Consider the following 15,319-nt stretch of genomic DNA (forward strand, 5'->3'; position numbering starts at 1 on the left):
CCCGACACCTAGACCGACATGGCCGTCATCACCCTCCCCAACCAATCCAAGCTGCGCGAACTGCGCGGGCTGCAGGACATCCCGGTCGTGCGGCAGCTGGGGCTGTTCGCGCTGGTGGCGGCGGTCATCGCGCTGGGGCTGTGGATGTTCTTCTGGACGCAGAAGCCCGACTACGTGCCGGTCTTCGCCGGGCTCGATCCGAAGTCGACCAGCGAAGCCTCCGAGCTGCTGACCACCGCGCAGATTCCCTTCCGCATCGATCCGGGTTCGGGCGCATTGGCCGTACCGCAGGACCAGTTGGGCAACGCGAAGCTCGCGCTCGCCGCGGCCGGCCTGCCGGCCAAGACCGATTCCGGCTTCGAGGCCATCAAGGGCGACCAGGGCTTTGGCACCAGCCAGTTCATCGAGAACGCGCGCTACCAGCACGCGCTGGAATCCGAACTCGCCCGAACGATCGCCAACCTGCGCCCGGTGCGCGAGGCGCGCGTGCACCTGGCGATGCCCAAGCCGTCGGCGTTCACGCGGCAGAAGGAGCCGGCCAGCGCGTCGGTTGTCCTGCAGCTGCACAGCGGCGCGGCGCTCGAACAGGGCCAGGTCGACGCCATCGTGCACCTGGTCGCCTCGAGCATCCCCGGCCTGCCGCCGGAACGCGTCACCGTCGTAGACCAGTACGGCCGCATGCTGTCGAACGTCGATCCGGATTCGGACGCGGCGATCAGCGCCAAGCAGTTCGACCAGCAGCATCGCCTCGAAGCGACCTACGTCCAGCGCATCCACGAACTGCTCGAACCGATGACCGGCAACGGCCGCGTCAGCGCGCAGGTCAGCGTCGACATGGACTTCGCGCAGACCGAGGAGGCGCGCGAGGTCTACGGCCCGCAGCAGCCGATGATCCGCAGCGAGCAGCTGTCCGAATCCAGCGCCGGTGGCGGCAACGCGCCGCAGGGCGTGCCGGGCAGCGCGAGCAACACGCCGGCCGCGGCACCGCCGGCCAATGCCGCGCCGAATGCCAACGCGCCCAACGCGGCCGCCGTCGCGCAGCAACAGCAGCAGGCCGCGCCGAACGGACCGTCCTCGCGCAGCTCGGTGCGCAACTACGAAATCGACCGCACGCTGACGCACACGCGCCAAGGGCCGGGCCGCGTGCGTCGCGTCACCGCCGCGGTGCTGGTGGACAACGTGCCCGCCGCGATCGGGAAGGACGGCAAGCCGTCGCTGCGCGCGCTCAACGAGGCCGAACTCAAGCGAATCGAGTCGCTCGTGCAGCAGGCCATCGGCTTCGACCAGCAGCGCGGCGACGCGGTGTCGGTGGTCAACGCGCCGTTCGCCCGCGACATCACGGCGATGGGCGAGGAGGAGAACACGCCGCTGTGGGAACACCCGCGCGCGATGGAATTCCTGCGCATCATCGTCGGCGGCCTCGCCGTGCTCGCGCTGATCCTGTTCGTGCTGCGCCCGATGTTCCGCCAGCTCATGGGCGCCAAACCCGACACGAAGAAGAACAAAAAGGCCCTGGCCGAAGCCACCGTGATCCCGGTGGACGACGAGGAAATCTCCGTCGCGCTGTCCGCGCCGGCGCAGGAAGCCGCGACGCCCGCGCTGCCGCCGGGCGCGATGACCTTCGACGACAAGCTGGAAGTGGCGCGCGCGGCGGTCAGCAACGACTCCAAGCGTGTGGCGCAGGTGGTACGCGACTGGGTGGAATCCGATGCCTGATACGACCGGACTGAGTGGCGTGCAGCGCGCCGCGGTGGTGCTGCTTTCGCTGGGCGAAGCGCAGGCCGCCGAGGTGCTCAAGCACATGAGCGCCAAGGAAGTGCAGAAGCTGGGCGTGGCGATGACCTCCGTCAGCGGCGTCTCGCGCGAATCGGTGGGCAAGGTGATCGACCAGTTCGTCGACACGCTCGCGCAGCCGAGCGGGCTGGGTTCGGGCGCCGACGAATACGTGCGCGCCGTGCTCGTGCAGGCGCTGGGCGAGGAACGCGCGAGCGGCCTGATCGACCGCATCCTGCTGGGCCGCAATACGTCGGGCCTGGACACGCTGAAGTGGATGGAACCGCGCGCGATCGCCGACCTGGTGCGCAACGAACACCCGCAGATCATCGCGATCGTCATGGCGCACCTGGAAAGCGACCAGGCCGCCGAGGCGCTCAAGTGCCTGCCCGACCGCGTGCGCGCCGACGTGCTGCTGCGCATCGCCACGCTCGACGGCATTCCGCCCAACGCGCTGAACGAACTCAACGACGTCATGGCGCGCCAGTTCGCCGGCGCGCAGAACCTGAAGTCGTCCTCCGTCGGCGGCGTGAAGGTGGCGGCGAACATCCTCAACTTCATGGATTCGGGCCAGGACGAGCAGATCCTCGGCGCGATCGGTGAGGTCGACGGCGAACTCGGCGTGCGCATCCGCGACCTGATGTTCGTCTTCGACAACCTCGCCGAGATCGACGACCGCGCGATGCAGGCGATCCTGCGCGAAGTGCCCAACGACAAGCTGTCCGTCGCGCTGCGCGGCGCCGAGGCGAAGGTGCGCGAGAAGATCACCTCGAACATGTCGCAGCGCGCGGCCGAAATCCTCGTGGAAGACATGGAAGCGCGCGGTCCGGTGCGCCTGGCCGAAGTCGAGGCGGCGCAGAAGGAAATCCTCTCGCTCGTGCGCAAGATGGCCGACGCCGGCACGATCCAGCTCGCGGCCAAGGCTGAAGCGTTCGTATGAGTCCGGCCTTCGCGAGTGCCGCCGCGGCGTGGAACACCGAAATGGCCGGCGCGGTGCGCTGGACCGCGCCGGGACTGGAGCCGGTCGAGCCCGAGCCCGTCGTCGAACTTCCGCCGCCGCCGAGCGTGGAAGAGCTGCAGCAGATCGAACAGGCCGCGCACGACCAGGGCTACGCCGACGGCCTCGCCCGCGGCCACGCGGAAGGCTTCGCGACGGGCCAGGCCGAAGTTCGCCGACTGGTCGCGCAGATCGAAGGCATCCTCGACGGCTTCACGCGTCCGCTCGCGCGGCTGGACGACGAGGTTTCCGAAGCGCTCGCCGAACTGGCCGTGCGCGTGGCCGGCTCGCTGATCGGCCCGGCGTACACGGCCGATCCGTCGCTGCTGGCCGACCTGGTGCGCGAAGCGCTCGACGCCGTCGGCACCAGCCAGCGCGGCGTCGAACTGCGCCTGCACCCGGACGACATGGGCGTGCTGTACCCGCACCTGGCCGGCCTGGACGGCGTGCGCCTGACCAACGACACCACGCTGGCGCGCGGCGAACTGCGCGTGCACAGCGAGAGCGTGCGCATCGACGGCACGCTCGCCGCCCGCCTGCAGGCGGCGCTGGAGAGCACCATCGCGGCGCATGGGGTGGCGCGGTGACGGGGCTTTTCTCCCCTGCTTCTGGCTCCCTCCCCTGCTCGCAGGGGAGGGTTGGGGAGGGGTCGCGAAGCCGCACAGCGGCGAGCTCCTTGCGGATGCGTCGAAGCAAAGCGCTTCTGACGGATACGTTTCCGATCGCCACTTCACCCCTCCCCAACCCTCCCCTGCATTCGCAGGGGAGGGAGCAGAAGCGAGGGCACGGGACTTGCAGCGCCTGACCCCATGACCACCCCCGCCTCCCACTGGCAGGACGCCCGCAATCTCCGCCTCGCCGCGCGGCTGGGCGCTTCGTCGTCGCAGCCGGTCTCGATGGGACTGGCGCGCGAAGGCGTGCTGCGTCGTGCCGTCGGCCTGACGCTCGAAGCCTCCGGCTGCAGCGCGCCGCTCGGTTCGCGCTGCCGCGTGGAAACGCACGGCGGCGTGTGGGTCGATGCCGAAGTCGTCGGCTTCTCGGGCGACCGCACCTTCCTCATGCCCAGCGCGCACCTGGAAGGCCTGCTTCCGAACGCGCGCGTCGTGCCCTCGCGCCAGCGTGGCGAAGTCGCCGTCGGCGAAGGCCTGCTCGGCCGCGTCATCGACTCCGACGGCGTGCCGCTCGACGGCCGCGGCCCGATCCGCGCCGAAAGCTGGGTCGGCCTGGCCGGCAAATCCGTCAATCCGCTGATGCGCGAACCGATCACGCGTTCGCTCGACGTCGGCGTGCGCGCGATCAACGCGCTGCTGCCCATCGGCCGCGGCCAGCGCGTGGGCCTGTTCGCCGGTTCCGGCGTCGGTAAATCCACGCTGCTGGGCATGATGACCCGCTTCACCGCCGCCGACGTGATCGTGGTGGGGCTGATCGGCGAACGAGGCCGCGAAGTGCGCGACTTCGTCGAAGCCACGCTCGGCGAGGAAGGCCTGCGTCGCGCCGTCGTCGTCGCGGCACCCGCCGACCGCCCGCCGCTCGCGCGACTGCACGGCGCGCTGCGCGCCACGGCGATCGCCGAGTGGTATCGCGACCAGGGCCTGCACGTGCTGCTGCTGATGGATTCGCTCACCCGCTACGCGCACGCGCAGCGCGAGATCGGCCTGTCCGTCGGCGAGCCGCCGACCACGCGCGGTTATCCGCCGTCGGTCTTCGCGAAACTGCCGGCGCTGGTCGAACGCGCGGGCAACGGCGCCGACGGGCGCGGCTCGATCACCGCGTTCTACACCGTGCTCACCGAAGGCGACGACCAGCAGGAACCCATCGCCGACGCCGCGCGCGCGATCCTCGACGGCCACATCGTACTGACGCGCCGCATCGCCGATGCCGGCCAGTACCCGGCGATCGACGTGGAAGTCTCGGTCAGCCGCGTGATGCAGGACATCACCGACGCGCCGTGGCGCGAGCGCATCCGCAAGCTCAAGCGCCTGATGTCCGCCTACAACGCGCAGCGCGACCTCATCGCCATCGGCGCCTACCAGCGCGGCAACGACCCGGTCGTCGACGAAGCGCTGGCGCGCTGGCCGGCGATCCTGAATTTCCTGGGCCAGGACGTGAGCGAGGCGTCGGATGTCGCCGCCAGCCGCGACGCGCTCGCCCGCCTGCTCGACGATGTCCGAGAACCCGTTGTCGCCCGACAGATGGAGACTGCATGACCCGCTCCCAACGCCTCGATCCGCTCCTGAACCTGATGCAGCAGCGCCAGGACGCCGCCGCGCGCGACGTCGCCGAGCGCGACCGCCAGCTGGCCGAACAGGAACAGCGCCTGGACGCGCTGCGCCGCTACGCCGAGGAATACGCGATCACGCCCAGCGAGGCGACCATCGCCCCGGCGCTGCTCGCCAACCGCATCGCGTTCCGCGCCAAGCTCGAAACCGCCGTGGACCAGCAGACGCGCATCGTCGATTCCAGCCGCCAGAACCGCGACGTCGAACGCACGCGCCTGATGCTCGCCAGCCGCGACAACAAGGTGCTGGAGAAGCTGGCCGACAGCTACCGCGCGCAGGAATCGCGCGTGGCCGAACAGCGCGTGCAGCGCGAACTGGACGACCTCGGCGGCCGTCGCCGCACCAACGGCAACGACGGAGCGGAGTGATGCAGGCGTTCGACGCCCTCTTCGGCGGGCAGCGCGCGAATTCGGCGCGCAACACGACTCCGGATGCCTCGCGTGCTTCTAACGCGCAGGACGACGCAGCTTCGTCGGGCGGATTCGACCGGATGCTGCAGGCGCAGGGTTCGCGCGGGTCGACCACGGCATCGCGCATGAACGAATCGCCGAATGCGTCCGCGCAGGCGAAGGGGAAGGACATGTCGCCGCGCGATGCGGATTCGCCGCGTGCAGCGGAGGAATCGAAGTCGTCGGAAACGAAGTCCAACGAGACGAAATCGAACGACGCGTCGCGCGAGACCGCGCGTGCCGAGTCCAGGGACGATGCACCGCGCGACGCGAGCGATGGCGGTTCCGGGTCCGACACCGCGGCGACCGCTTCGGAAGACACGACGGCTCCCAGCGACACGACCTCGACCGCTCCGACGGCCGCGCCCGGCGATGCAACGGCGCCGGCGCTTCCCGAACAGATGCTGGCGCTGCTCAACGGCCTGGCGGGCGCCAGCACGGGTGCCGCCGCGACGTCGTTCGCCGTTGCCCCCGAAGCGCAGCCGCCCGGCCTGCTGCGTGACGTTGCCGTGGCGACGGCTTCCGATCCGCGCGGCGGCAATGCCACCGCGCCGGTCCTGCCGACGCTGCCCGCTGCGCAAGCGGCGACTGCTGCGCCGACCGATGGCGACGCCACGGCGGCGTTCGCGATGGCGATGGGCGCGGCCGCTTCGGCGGACACGAAGACCTCGGGCGCTACCGATACCGCCGCGCTGGATTCGATCGGCATCGGCGATACGGCTTCGACGTCCGCGTCGCTGCCCTCGGTGTCGACGATGACGAACCATCCGCTTCCGCGCGGTGTCGCGGCGGCGGTCCAGGCGAACACGCCGATCCCGCTGGACAACGGTTTCGACGATGGCTTCTCCTCGCGCATCGCGTGGCTGGCCGACCAGAAGATCGGCCACGCCGAAATCCGCATCACGCCCGATCACCTCGGCGCGATCGACGTGCGCCTGCAACTGGACGGCAACCGGGTGAACGCCGAATTCCACAGCGCCCAGCCCGACGTGCGCCACGCCCTGGAATCCAGCCTGCCGCGCCTGAAGGAAATGCTCGGCCAGCAGGGTTTGCAGCTCGGCCAGGCCGACGTGGGGCAGCGCCAGGCGCAGCAGCAGTCGAACGGGCAGACGGCTTCGTTCGGCGGTTCGAACGAGCGTGGCGAGGCGGCGAACGACGCCGGCTGGTCGCGCGGCCCGGCGGTGAGGGCGTCGCGGGGGTTGCTGGACGAGTACGCGTAAGGGGTCGCGAGGGGCTGTCGGGAGTCTGACGCGGGCGCTCCGTCAAAAGCCCGACGCCTTCAGTCAGCCAACCACCACACCGCTCCCGCGGTGTTAAGCCCCTCTCCCACCGGGAGAGGGGTTGGGGTGAGGGGCAACGAAGCCGTAGCGCTGGTAAGCCCATGCATCTGCAGCGCTAGGTTTTTTTGCTTTCTCTAAGAAAGCAGGGCATCGACGACCTGCGACTTCCCCACTCCGCCACCCCTCACCCCAACCCCTCTCCCGGAGGGAGAGGGGCTAAAACCGCGCGGCCGGTGACGCCGACACTCCGCCGACCCTCACCCCCAACCCCTCTCCCGCAGGGAGAGGGGCCAACACCGGGCGATCGGCAACCCACCGGCACACCCCTTGCACGGATCCGGCATCCCCATTCGCCGAGTTCCACCGCAATGTCCAAGCCTGCCGCCCAAGCCGCTCCGCCCGCGCCCAAGAGCAACAACCTCGCGCTGTGGATCCTGATCGCCCTGCTGGCGATCGGCCTGGCCGGTGCCGGTGCGTTCTGGTTCCTGCAGGGCCGCGGCGGCGAAGCGCATGCCGCCGACAAGCCCGAATCCGCCGCCACGCAGCCGGCGCGTTACTACGCGCTGGAGCCGGCGTTCGTGGTGAACCTCGCCGACACCTCCTCGGTGCGCTACCTGCAGGCCGACGTGCAGGTGATGACGCGCGATGAAGCCACCGGCGCCGCGCTCGAACTGCACACGCCGGCCATCCGCAACCGCCTGCTGCTCCTGTTCGGGCAGCAGACCGCCGCGCAGCTCGCGCAGCGCTCGGCCAAGGAACGCCTGCAGCAGCAGGCGCTGGCCGAAGTGCGCAACGTGCTGAAGGCCGAACGCGCGCCCGACAAGGTCGAAGCCGTGTTCTTCACCAGCCTGGTCACGCAGTAAACAGCGCCGGAGCGCGATTTCGATGATGACCGACCTGCTTTCACAGGACGAGATCGACGCCCTGCTCCACGGCGTGGACAGCGGCGCGGTCGAGACCGAGCCGCCGCCGGCGCCGGGCGAGGCACGCAATTACGACTTCGCCAGCCAGGACCGCATCGTCCGCGGCAAGCTGCCGACGCTGGAGATGATCAACGAGCGCTTCGCGCGCACCTGGCGCATCGGCCTGTTCAACCTGCTGCGGCGTTCGGCCGACCTGTCGGTGCGCGGCATCGACCTGATCCGCTTCGGTGAGTACATGCACTCGCTGCAGGTCCCGACCAACCTCAACCTGGTGAAGATGAAGCCGCTGCGCGGCACGGCGCTGGTGATGTTCGAACCGCGCCTGGTGTTCACCGTGGTGGACAACTTCTTCGGCGGCTCGGGCAAGTACCACACCCGCATCGAAGGCCGCGAGTTCACGCCCACCGAGATGCGCGTGATCCAGCTGCTGCTCAAGCAGACCTTCGCCGACCTGGTGGACGCGTGGGCGCCGGTGATGCCGGTGGAGTTCGAATACCTCAATTCCGAGGTGAACCCGCACTTCGCCAACATCATCAGCCCGCGCGAGTACATCGTGGTGTGCCGCTTCCACGTCGAACTGGAAGGCGGCGGCGGCGAGTTCCACGTGTCCTTCCCGTACGCGATGCTCGAACCGATCCGCGAGCAGCTCGACGCCGGCGTGCAGAGCGACCGCATCGAACGCGACGAAAGCTGGACGGTCGCGCTGCGCTCGCAGCTGCACGACGCGGAGATCGAGCTGTCCAGCGTGCTGGCGCAGCGCTCGATCAGCCTGCGCGACCTGTGCCGCCTGCGCGTGGGCGACGTGATCCCGATCGAGATCCCCGGCACGGCCACGCTGAAGGTCGAGCAGATGCCGCTGTTCTCCGGCGAATTCGGCACGCACAACGGCCGCAACGCCATCAAGGTCAACGCCGTGCACGCCGTGCGCGAGAAGCCGGTGTTCGATCCGACCAATCCCGATTCCATCGCGGTCCACACCGCGCTCACCCAGGCCTGATGCCGATGAACAACCAAGATTCCGCCGCACGCGCCGCGTTCGACCCGCTCACCGCCGAAACCGGCGGCCTGACGAGCGACCTCAACCTGGACGTGATCCTCGACGTGCCGGTGACGCTGTCGCTGGAAGTCGGCCGCGCGCGCATCCCGATCCGCAACCTGCTGCAGCTCAACCAGGGTTCGGTCGTGGAACTGGAGCGCGCCGCCGGTGAACCGCTGGACCTGTACGTCAACGGCACGCTGATCGCGCAGGGCGAAGTGGTGGTGGTGAACGACCGCTTCGGCGTGCGCCTGACCGACGTCGTCAGCCCGGCGGAACGGATCAAGAGGCTGCGATGAGCGGTTCGGGTTCCGTCGAGTCGGCCGCCGCGGTGGCCCTCACCCCAACCCCGCTCCCGCAGGCGGAAGACGGGCTTCGCTCCGGCTCCGACATCGTGATCGGCACGACGGTGAACACGGTCGAGGCCGCTGCTCCTGCCCCCGCTCCCGCTCCTGCGGGAGAGGGCCGGGGTGAGGGCACGAGCGAAGCCGTCGCGTCGAATCCGGCAGAACCGCAAGCCGCACCCACGGCGGCGCAGGTCCTGAAAAAGCCCGCGACCGCGCACACCGCAACCGTGGGCCAGCCCACCAAACCGCAAACCTTCGCCAAGCCCGCCGAGGGCCCCGGCGTCGGCGGCGCGGTGTTCGCGTTGATCCTGGTCGTCTCGCTGATCCTTGGCCTCGGCTGGCTCGCCAAGCGCATGCCGGGTTTCGGTCGCGTGGCCGGCGGCAACGGCCTGCGCGTGGTCGGCTCGCTCAGCCTCGGACCGCGCGATCGCGTCGTCGTGGTGGACGTGGGCGGCACGCAGTTGCTGCTCGGCGTCGGCCAGAACGGCATGACGACGCTGCACACGCTCAGCGAACCGCTCCCCGTGGCACAACCTTCGCAGGGAACGCCCAACCTGCAGAACCTCGCGACGCCTTTCGCGCAGCTGCTGGCCAAGCATCTTGGGAAGAAGCCGTGACGTTCTCGCATCGCCATCCGACTACCTCGTCGGCGCTCCAGCGCGACGAAGCCTTTGGGGAATCCGTCATTCCCGCGAACGCGGGAACCCAGGCCGTGATGGCCTGGGTCCCGGCCTTCGCCGGGATGACGGCTCCTTTTTTCTCCAGCGCCCCGTGGCGCCGCTTCGCTGTCGCGCTGTCGCTCGCGGTCGCGCTGATCCTGATGGCCACGGCCTTCGCGCCGCTCCACGCCCAGGCCCTCCCCGACCCCGTCGCCGCGCAGGCGACCGCACAACCCGCCGCGCCGCTGTCCGCACCGGGCCTGCCTTCGCTGAACAAGCCGCTGCCGTCGGTCACCGTCGGCAAGGTCGGTGGCGAACCGGTCAGCATGCCGATGCAGGTGCTGCTGCTGATGACCGGCATCACGCTGCTGCCGGCGGCGCTGCTCGGGCTCACTGCGTTCACGCGCATCATCATCGTGCTGGGCCTGCTGCGTCAGGCGCTCGGCACCGGGCAGACGCCGAGCAACCAGGTGCTGCTCGCGCTGGCGCTGTTCCTCACCGCGATGGTGATGACGCCGGTGTTCGACCAGGCCTGGGCCGCGGGCATCGCGCCGTACCTCAACGACCAGATGGATTTCCGCAGCGCGTGGACCGCCGCATCGGAGCCGTTCCGCGGCTTCATGCTCGCGCAGATCCGCGAGAACGACCTGATGACCTTCGCCGGGCTATCGAATAGCGGCCCGTACGCGACGCCGCAGGACGTGCCCTTTAGCGTGCTCGCTGCGTCCTTCCTCACCAGCGAGCTGAAGACCGCGTTCGAGATCGCGTTCCTGATCTACATCCCGTTCGTGATCATCGACCTGGTCGTGGCCAGCGTGCTGATGTCGATGGGCATGATGATGCTCTCGCCGATGCTGATCTCGGCGCCGTTCAAGATCCTGCTGTTCGTGCTGGTGGACGGCTGGGTGCTGGTGGTGGGCTCGCTCGCCGCCTCGTTCAACCCGGTCTGAGGGCGCCGCCATGACGCCCGAAACCGCACTCACCGAAATCGGCCGCGGCCTGCAGATGGCGCTGCTGCTCGGCGCGCCGCCGCTGATCGCCGTGCTCGTGGTCGGCGTGGTCGTCGGCATCGTGCAGGCCGCCACGCAGCTCAACGAACCGACGATCGGCTTCGTCGTGAAGGCCATCGCCCTGGTGGCGACGCTGGCGCTGACGGGCAACTTCCTGCTCGGAAAGCTCGTCGGGTTCACGACGGATCTGTTTCATCGCATTCCGCATATTGTTGGGTGATGGCGGTGGCTCCGCGTGATTGCCGCCACCCTTCTGCTCGTCATTCCCGCGAAGGCGGGCTCGCGCTTCACTTCGGCGAAGCCGAACATCCATCCATCCGACGTGTCACCGCCTACGTCAGGCCTGATGCGGCTGAGACATGGATTCCCGCCTTCGCGGGAATGACGAGCGAAAACGCAGGCGCGCCTGTCCGGAGCGCCGGCTGATGGAACCCACCTCCGCCACCATCATCGACGGCCTCAACCTGTTCGGCATGCTCGCCACGGTGCTGTGGCATGCCATCCGCATCGGCGCGGCCATGCAGGCGATGCCGATGATCGGCGGGCGCGGCGTGCCGATGCGCGCGCGGCTGATGATCACGCTGGCGCTGTCGGGCGCGCTGTCGGCGCTGCTGCCCACGCCGCCGGCGGCGGGCGTGGATGCCGCCACGGTGCTCACGGTCGTGCGCGAATTCGCCGTGGGCCTTGCGATCGGCACCGTGCTGCGGCTCGCGTTCGAGGCCGGGCAGTTCGCCGGCGAACTGGTGTCGCAGGGCATGGGCCTGTCGTTCGCGACGATGGCCGATCCGCTGTCCGGTGCGTCCTCGCCGGTGCTCTCGCAGTGGTTCTACCTCGTCTTCGGGCTGCTGTTCTTCGCCTTCGACGCGCACCTGGCGCTGGTGCGGCTGCTGCTGGACAGCTACCACGCGCTGCCGCTGGGCACGCCGATCCCCGACGTGCAGCAGTTCCTGTCGGTGGTGCCGACGTTCTTCACCGCCGCCTTGCAGGCCGGCCTGCTGCTGGCGCTGCCGGTGATCGTGGCGATGCTCGCGGTGAACCTCGCCTTCGGCGTGCTGGCCCGCGCGGCGCCGCAGCTCAACCCGGTGCAGCTGGGCCTTCCGGTCGCGCTGCTGGTCGGCCTGGTGCTGCTGATGCTGCTGGCACGCGAGATGCAGGGTCCGGTGGAGCGTCTGTTCGATTCCGCCTTCGAGGCGGCACGCGCAGTCACCGCATGACGAAGATCTTCGTCATTCCCGCGAAAGCGGGAACCCAGCGCCTTCGCTTCTGATGGACTGAACGTCGCTGGGTCCCCGCGTTCGCGGGGATGACGGTTAACGGAACCGCACCGTGTCCAGCGAAGACCAGGAAGACAAAACCGAACAGCCATCAGAGAAACGATTGCGCGAGGCGCGCGAACGCGGCGACGTCCCGCGATCGCGCGAACTGGGCAACGTGGCGGTGCTGGGCTGCGCGGCGATGGCGCTGGTGGCGACCGGCTCGGGCATCGGCAGCGCATCGCAGGACTGGCTGCGGCAGGCGCTGACCATCGATCCGGCGATCCTCGACCAGCCCGACCGCCTCGTCCCGCATGCCGCTTCGCTGTTGCTGGGTTTGTTGAAGCCCATGCTGCCCGTGCTGCTCGCCGCGCTCGGCGCCTGCTTCATCGCGCCGATGGTGATGGGCGGGCTGCGGTTCGCCAGCAAGTCGTTGGCGCCGGATTTCGCGCGCCTGAGCCCCATGAACGGCTTCAAGCGCATGTACGGCAAGGAGAGCCTCGCCGAACTGGTGCGCTCGGTGCTGCGCGTGCTGCTGATCGGCGGGCTGGCCGGCATGGTCGTGTGGGGCGCGTTCCGCCATCTCACCGACATGGCCGGCATGTCGCTGCACGAAGGCGTGGCCGTCGGGCTGTCGCTGATCACCAAGGCGGTGATGGCGATGGTCGGCGCGCTGGGCCTGCTCGCGCTGATCGACGTGCCGTGGCAGCACTGGTCGTACCGCAATCGCCTGAAGATGAGCAAGCAGGAGCTGCGCGACGAATACAAGGAAAGCGAAGGCAACCCGGAAGTGAAGGCGCGCGTGCGCCAGATCGCCGCGCAGCTGTCGCGCCGCCAGCAGATGGAAGCCGTGCCCACCGCCGACGTGGTGGTCACCAACCCGACCCACTACGCCGTCGCCCTCAAATACGAGGCCGGGAAGATGCGCGCGCCCAAGGTCGTGGCCAAGGGCGTGGACGAGATCGCCCTGGCGATCCGCGACGTCGCCGGCAAGCACCGCGTCTCGATCATCGAGGCACCGCCGCTGGCACGCGCCTTGTATCGGCATGCGCAGATCGACCAGGAGATCCCGGTGAAGCTCTACGCCGCCGTCGCGCAGGTGCTGTCCTACGTCTACCAGCTCAAGCGCTGGCACCCGGCGCATGGGCCGATGCCGACGCTGGGCGATGTGTCGGTCGAAAAGGGCCTGGCCGACGGTGAAGCCGGCCCTGACGGAAAGCCGACAGCATGAGCAGTCAGGCTTCCGGCGGAGGTTTCTCCCTCTCCAGCATGGGCCACGCCGTGAAGAGCGGCCTGGCCACGCCCATCGTCGTCCTCGCCATGCTGGCGATGGTCATCGTCCCGCTGTCGCCGCTGGTGCTGGACGCGCTGTTCACCATCAACATCGCCATGTCGCTGGTGGTGCTGCTGGCGGTGGTGTACGTCCGGCGGCCGCTGGAGTTCTCGATCTTCCCCAGCGTCCTGCTGCTGGTCACGCTGCTGCGCCTGGCGCTGAACGTGGCCTCCACCCGAGTGGTGCTGCTGCACGGCCACCAGGGCCCGGCGGCGGCGGGCCACGTCATCGAATCCTTCGGCCAGTTCGTCATCGGCGGCAGCTTCGCGGTCGGCATCGTGGTCTTCGCGATCCTGACCATCGTCAACTTCGTCGTCGTCACCAAGGGCGCCGGGCGCATCTCGGAAGTGTCGGCGCGCTTCATCCTCGACGCCCTGCCCGGCAAGCAGATGGCGATCGACGCCGACCTCAACGCCGGCCTGCTGTCGCGCGAGGACGCCAAGCTGCGCCGCGAGGAAGTGCGCGCCGAAGCCGACTTCTACGGTTCCATGGACGGTGCCAGCAAGTTCGTGCGCGGCGATGCCATCGCGGGCCTTCTGATCCTGGCGATCAACATCATCGGCGGCGTGCTGATCGGCGTGCTCCAGCACGACATGGCGCTGAAGGACGCCGGCACCACCTACGTATTGCTCGCCATCGGCGACGGCCTGGTCGCGCAGTTGCCGGCGCTGCTGATCTCCACCGCGGTCGCGATGCTGGTCACGCGCGCCACGCGCGAACAGGAAATGGGCCAGGCGGTCACCACGCAGGTGCTGCATCCGCGTGCGCTGGCGGTCTCGGCCGCGCTGCTCGGGCTGGTCGGCATCGTGCCGGGCATGCCGAACCTGCCCTTCCTGACGCTGGCGGCGCTGCTCGGCTTTGCCGCGTGGAAGATGCACAAGCGCGCGCTCTCGCCGAAGGAAGACACGCCCGAAGCCGAAGCGGCCGCCACCGCCGCCGCGCAGCCGGAACTGAGCTGGGACGAACTGCGTCCGGTCGAGCCGCTGGGGCTGGAAGTCGGCTATCGCCTGATCGCGCTGGTCGACAAACACCAGGGCGGCGAACTGCTGGCGCGCCTGAAGGGCGTGCGCCGCAAGCTCACGCAGGACCTGGGGTTCCTCATTCCCGCCGTGCACGTGCGCGACAACCTCGAGCTCGCGCCGGGCACCTACCGCGTGCTGGTGCACGGCGTGCCGATCGCCAGCGGCGAGATCCATCCCGATCGCCACCTCGCGCTCGATCCGGGCCACGTGTACGGAAAGATCGAAGGCATTCCCGGCAAGGATCCGGCGTTCGGACTCGACGCGGTGTGGATCCAGCCCAGCCAGCGCGCGCAGGCCGAGTCGCTGGGCTACACCGTCGTCGATGCCGCCACCGTGGTCGCCACGCACCTCTCGCACCTGGTGCGCGAGCGCGCCGCCGAGCTGCTCGGCCACGAGGAAGTGCAGCAGCTGCTCGCCACGCTCGCCAAGGCCTCGCCGCGCCTGGTCGAAGACCTGACGCCGAAGCTGCTGCCGCTGTCGACGATCGTGCGCGTGCTGCAGTCGCTGCTGGCCGAACGCGTGCCGGTGCGCCAGCTGCGGCAGATCGTCGAGGCGCTGCTGGAGCACGGTCCGCACACGCAGGACCCGGCGCTGCTGACGGCCGCCGTCCGCACGGCGCTGGGCCGCTTCATCGTCCAGGAACTCAACGGACTGGGCGCCGAGCTGCCCGTCTATACCTTGGCGCCGGCTCTGGAACGGGTATTGCAGGACTCCGTCAGCGGCCAGGGCGCCGCGCTGGAACCCGGACTCGCCGAGCGTCTGCATCAGAACCTCAGCGAGTGCGTCACCCGCCAGGAAGGCCGCGGCGAACCCGCGGTGCTGCTGGTCCCAGGCGGGATTCGTTCGGCGATCGCCCGGCTCGTGCGGCACAGCGTCCCCGCGCTGACCGTGTTGGCCTACGGCGAGGTGCCGGAGGACAAGCGGTTGCGGTTGGTGGGGGCGGTGGGGTGAATCCCGA

15 protein-coding genes are annotated in these 15,319 nt (G+C 69.4%); all 15 read left to right on the forward strand.

The annotated features are described in order from the left end of the window. The first annotated feature begins 18 nt into the window (after positions 1-18). The 15 genes from fliF to flhA all read left to right on the forward strand — a co-directional run bounded on the left by fliF (position 19) and on the right by flhA (position 15,312). Positions 19-1,716, forward strand: coding sequence for a flagellar basal-body MS-ring/collar protein FliF (gene fliF, locus GOY17_RS15485; RefSeq protein ID WP_157031063.1), 1,698 nt, complete (start codon positions 19-21; stop codon positions 1,714-1,716). A gap of 10 nt (positions 1,717-1,726) precedes the next feature. Beyond that, on the forward strand, positions 1,727-2,713 hold the full coding sequence (fliG, locus tag GOY17_RS15490) for a flagellar motor switch protein FliG (RefSeq protein ID WP_115844938.1): 987 nt from the start codon (positions 1,727-1,729) through the stop codon (positions 2,711-2,713). Positions 2,714-2,754: 41 nt separating this feature from the next. Continuing rightward, the gene (locus tag GOY17_RS15495) at positions 2,755-3,357 is read left to right on the forward strand and encodes a FliH/SctL family protein (RefSeq protein ID WP_115844940.1); all 603 of its coding nucleotides are present in this window, start codon (positions 2,755-2,757) and stop codon (positions 3,355-3,357) included. A 222-nt stretch (positions 3,358-3,579) separates the two neighbouring features. Then, on the forward strand, positions 3,580-4,977 hold the full coding sequence (gene fliI, locus GOY17_RS15500; RefSeq protein WP_115844883.1) for a flagellar protein export ATPase FliI: 1,398 nt from the start codon (positions 3,580-3,582) through the stop codon (positions 4,975-4,977). Next, complete coding sequence (gene fliJ, locus GOY17_RS15505; RefSeq protein ID WP_157031064.1) at positions 4,974-5,417, forward strand: flagellar export protein FliJ; 444 nt, start codon at positions 4,974-4,976, stop codon at positions 5,415-5,417. The genes fliI and fliJ overlap by 4 nt, the downstream gene beginning before the upstream one ends. Further along, complete coding sequence (locus GOY17_RS15510) at positions 5,417-6,718, forward strand: flagellar hook-length control protein FliK (protein WP_157031065.1); 1,302 nt, start codon at positions 5,417-5,419, stop codon at positions 6,716-6,718. Before fliJ ends, GOY17_RS15510 begins: the two co-directional genes overlap by 1 nt. Before the next feature lie 428 nt (positions 6,719-7,146). Next, positions 7,147-7,641, forward strand: a complete 495-nt coding sequence (locus GOY17_RS15515) for a flagellar basal body-associated FliL family protein (protein ID WP_157031066.1) — start codon at positions 7,147-7,149, stop codon at positions 7,639-7,641. A gap of 25 nt (positions 7,642-7,666) precedes the next feature. Beyond that, on the forward strand, positions 7,667-8,698 hold the full coding sequence (fliM, locus tag GOY17_RS15520) for a flagellar motor switch protein FliM (RefSeq protein WP_115844891.1): 1,032 nt from the start codon (positions 7,667-7,669) through the stop codon (positions 8,696-8,698). Positions 8,699-8,703: 5 nt separating this feature from the next. After that, positions 8,704-9,036: a flagellar motor switch protein FliN gene (fliN, locus tag GOY17_RS15525; RefSeq protein WP_115844942.1), complete on the forward strand. Its 333-nt coding sequence runs from the start codon at positions 8,704-8,706 to the stop codon at positions 9,034-9,036. A gap of 275 nt (positions 9,037-9,311) precedes the next feature. Continuing rightward, positions 9,312-9,701, forward strand: a complete 390-nt coding sequence (fliO, locus tag GOY17_RS19160) for a flagellar biosynthetic protein FliO (RefSeq protein ID WP_425482312.1) — start codon at positions 9,312-9,314, stop codon at positions 9,699-9,701. Positions 9,702-9,826: 125 nt separating this feature from the next. Beyond that, positions 9,827-10,693, forward strand: coding sequence for a flagellar type III secretion system pore protein FliP (fliP, locus tag GOY17_RS15535; protein ID WP_232338451.1), 867 nt, complete (start codon positions 9,827-9,829; stop codon positions 10,691-10,693). A 10-nt stretch (positions 10,694-10,703) separates the two neighbouring features. Continuing rightward, entirely contained in the window at positions 10,704-10,973 is a 270-nt protein-coding gene (locus tag GOY17_RS15540) for a flagellar biosynthetic protein FliQ (protein ID WP_115844895.1), read from the forward strand. A gap of 205 nt (positions 10,974-11,178) precedes the next feature. After that, a complete protein-coding gene (gene fliR / locus GOY17_RS15545; RefSeq protein WP_157031068.1) occupies positions 11,179-11,967 on the forward strand; it encodes a flagellar biosynthetic protein FliR in 789 nt (262 codons plus the stop codon). A gap of 112 nt (positions 11,968-12,079) precedes the next feature. Next, positions 12,080-13,237, forward strand: coding sequence for a flagellar biosynthesis protein FlhB (gene flhB / locus GOY17_RS15550; RefSeq protein WP_157031069.1), 1,158 nt, complete (start codon positions 12,080-12,082; stop codon positions 13,235-13,237). Positions 13,238-13,275: 38 nt separating this feature from the next. Beyond that, the gene (flhA, locus tag GOY17_RS15555; RefSeq protein ID WP_232338618.1) at positions 13,276-15,312 is read left to right on the forward strand and encodes a flagellar biosynthesis protein FlhA; all 2,037 of its coding nucleotides are present in this window, start codon (positions 13,276-13,278) and stop codon (positions 15,310-15,312) included. The last annotated feature ends 7 nt before the right edge of the window (positions 15,313-15,319 follow it).

Source organism: Lysobacter soli, from assembly GCF_009755585.1.
GTDB lineage: Bacteria > Pseudomonadota > Gammaproteobacteria > Xanthomonadales > Xanthomonadaceae > Lysobacter_J > Lysobacter_J soli.

What these genes read in the sequence shown, in the direction of transcription:
- fliF (WP_157031063.1), top strand. Translation starts at nt 19, where the DNA reads ATGGCCGTCATCACCCTCCCCAACCAATCCAAGCTGCGCGAACTGCGC.
- GOY17_RS15495 (WP_115844940.1), top strand. Translation starts at nt 2,755, where the DNA reads ATGGCCGGCGCGGTGCGCTGGACCGCGCCGGGACTGGAGCCGGTCGAG.
- fliI (WP_115844883.1), top strand. Translation starts at nt 3,580, where the DNA reads ATGACCACCCCCGCCTCCCACTGGCAGGACGCCCGCAATCTCCGCCTC.
- fliJ (WP_157031064.1), top strand. Translation starts at nt 4,974, where the DNA reads ATGACCCGCTCCCAACGCCTCGATCCGCTCCTGAACCTGATGCAGCAG.
- GOY17_RS15510 (WP_157031065.1), top strand. Translation starts at nt 5,417, where the DNA reads ATGCAGGCGTTCGACGCCCTCTTCGGCGGGCAGCGCGCGAATTCGGCG.
- GOY17_RS15515 (WP_157031066.1), top strand. Translation starts at nt 7,147, where the DNA reads ATGTCCAAGCCTGCCGCCCAAGCCGCTCCGCCCGCGCCCAAGAGCAAC.
- fliM (WP_115844891.1), top strand. Translation starts at nt 7,667, where the DNA reads ATGACCGACCTGCTTTCACAGGACGAGATCGACGCCCTGCTCCACGGC.
- fliN (WP_115844942.1), top strand. Translation starts at nt 8,704, where the DNA reads ATGAACAACCAAGATTCCGCCGCACGCGCCGCGTTCGACCCGCTCACC.
- fliP (WP_232338451.1), top strand. Translation starts at nt 9,827, where the DNA reads ATGACGGCTCCTTTTTTCTCCAGCGCCCCGTGGCGCCGCTTCGCTGTC.
- GOY17_RS15540 (WP_115844895.1), top strand. Translation starts at nt 10,704, where the DNA reads ATGACGCCCGAAACCGCACTCACCGAAATCGGCCGCGGCCTGCAGATG.
- fliR (WP_157031068.1), top strand. Translation starts at nt 11,179, where the DNA reads ATGGAACCCACCTCCGCCACCATCATCGACGGCCTCAACCTGTTCGGC.
- flhA (WP_232338618.1), top strand. Translation starts at nt 13,276, where the DNA reads ATGGGCCACGCCGTGAAGAGCGGCCTGGCCACGCCCATCGTCGTCCTC.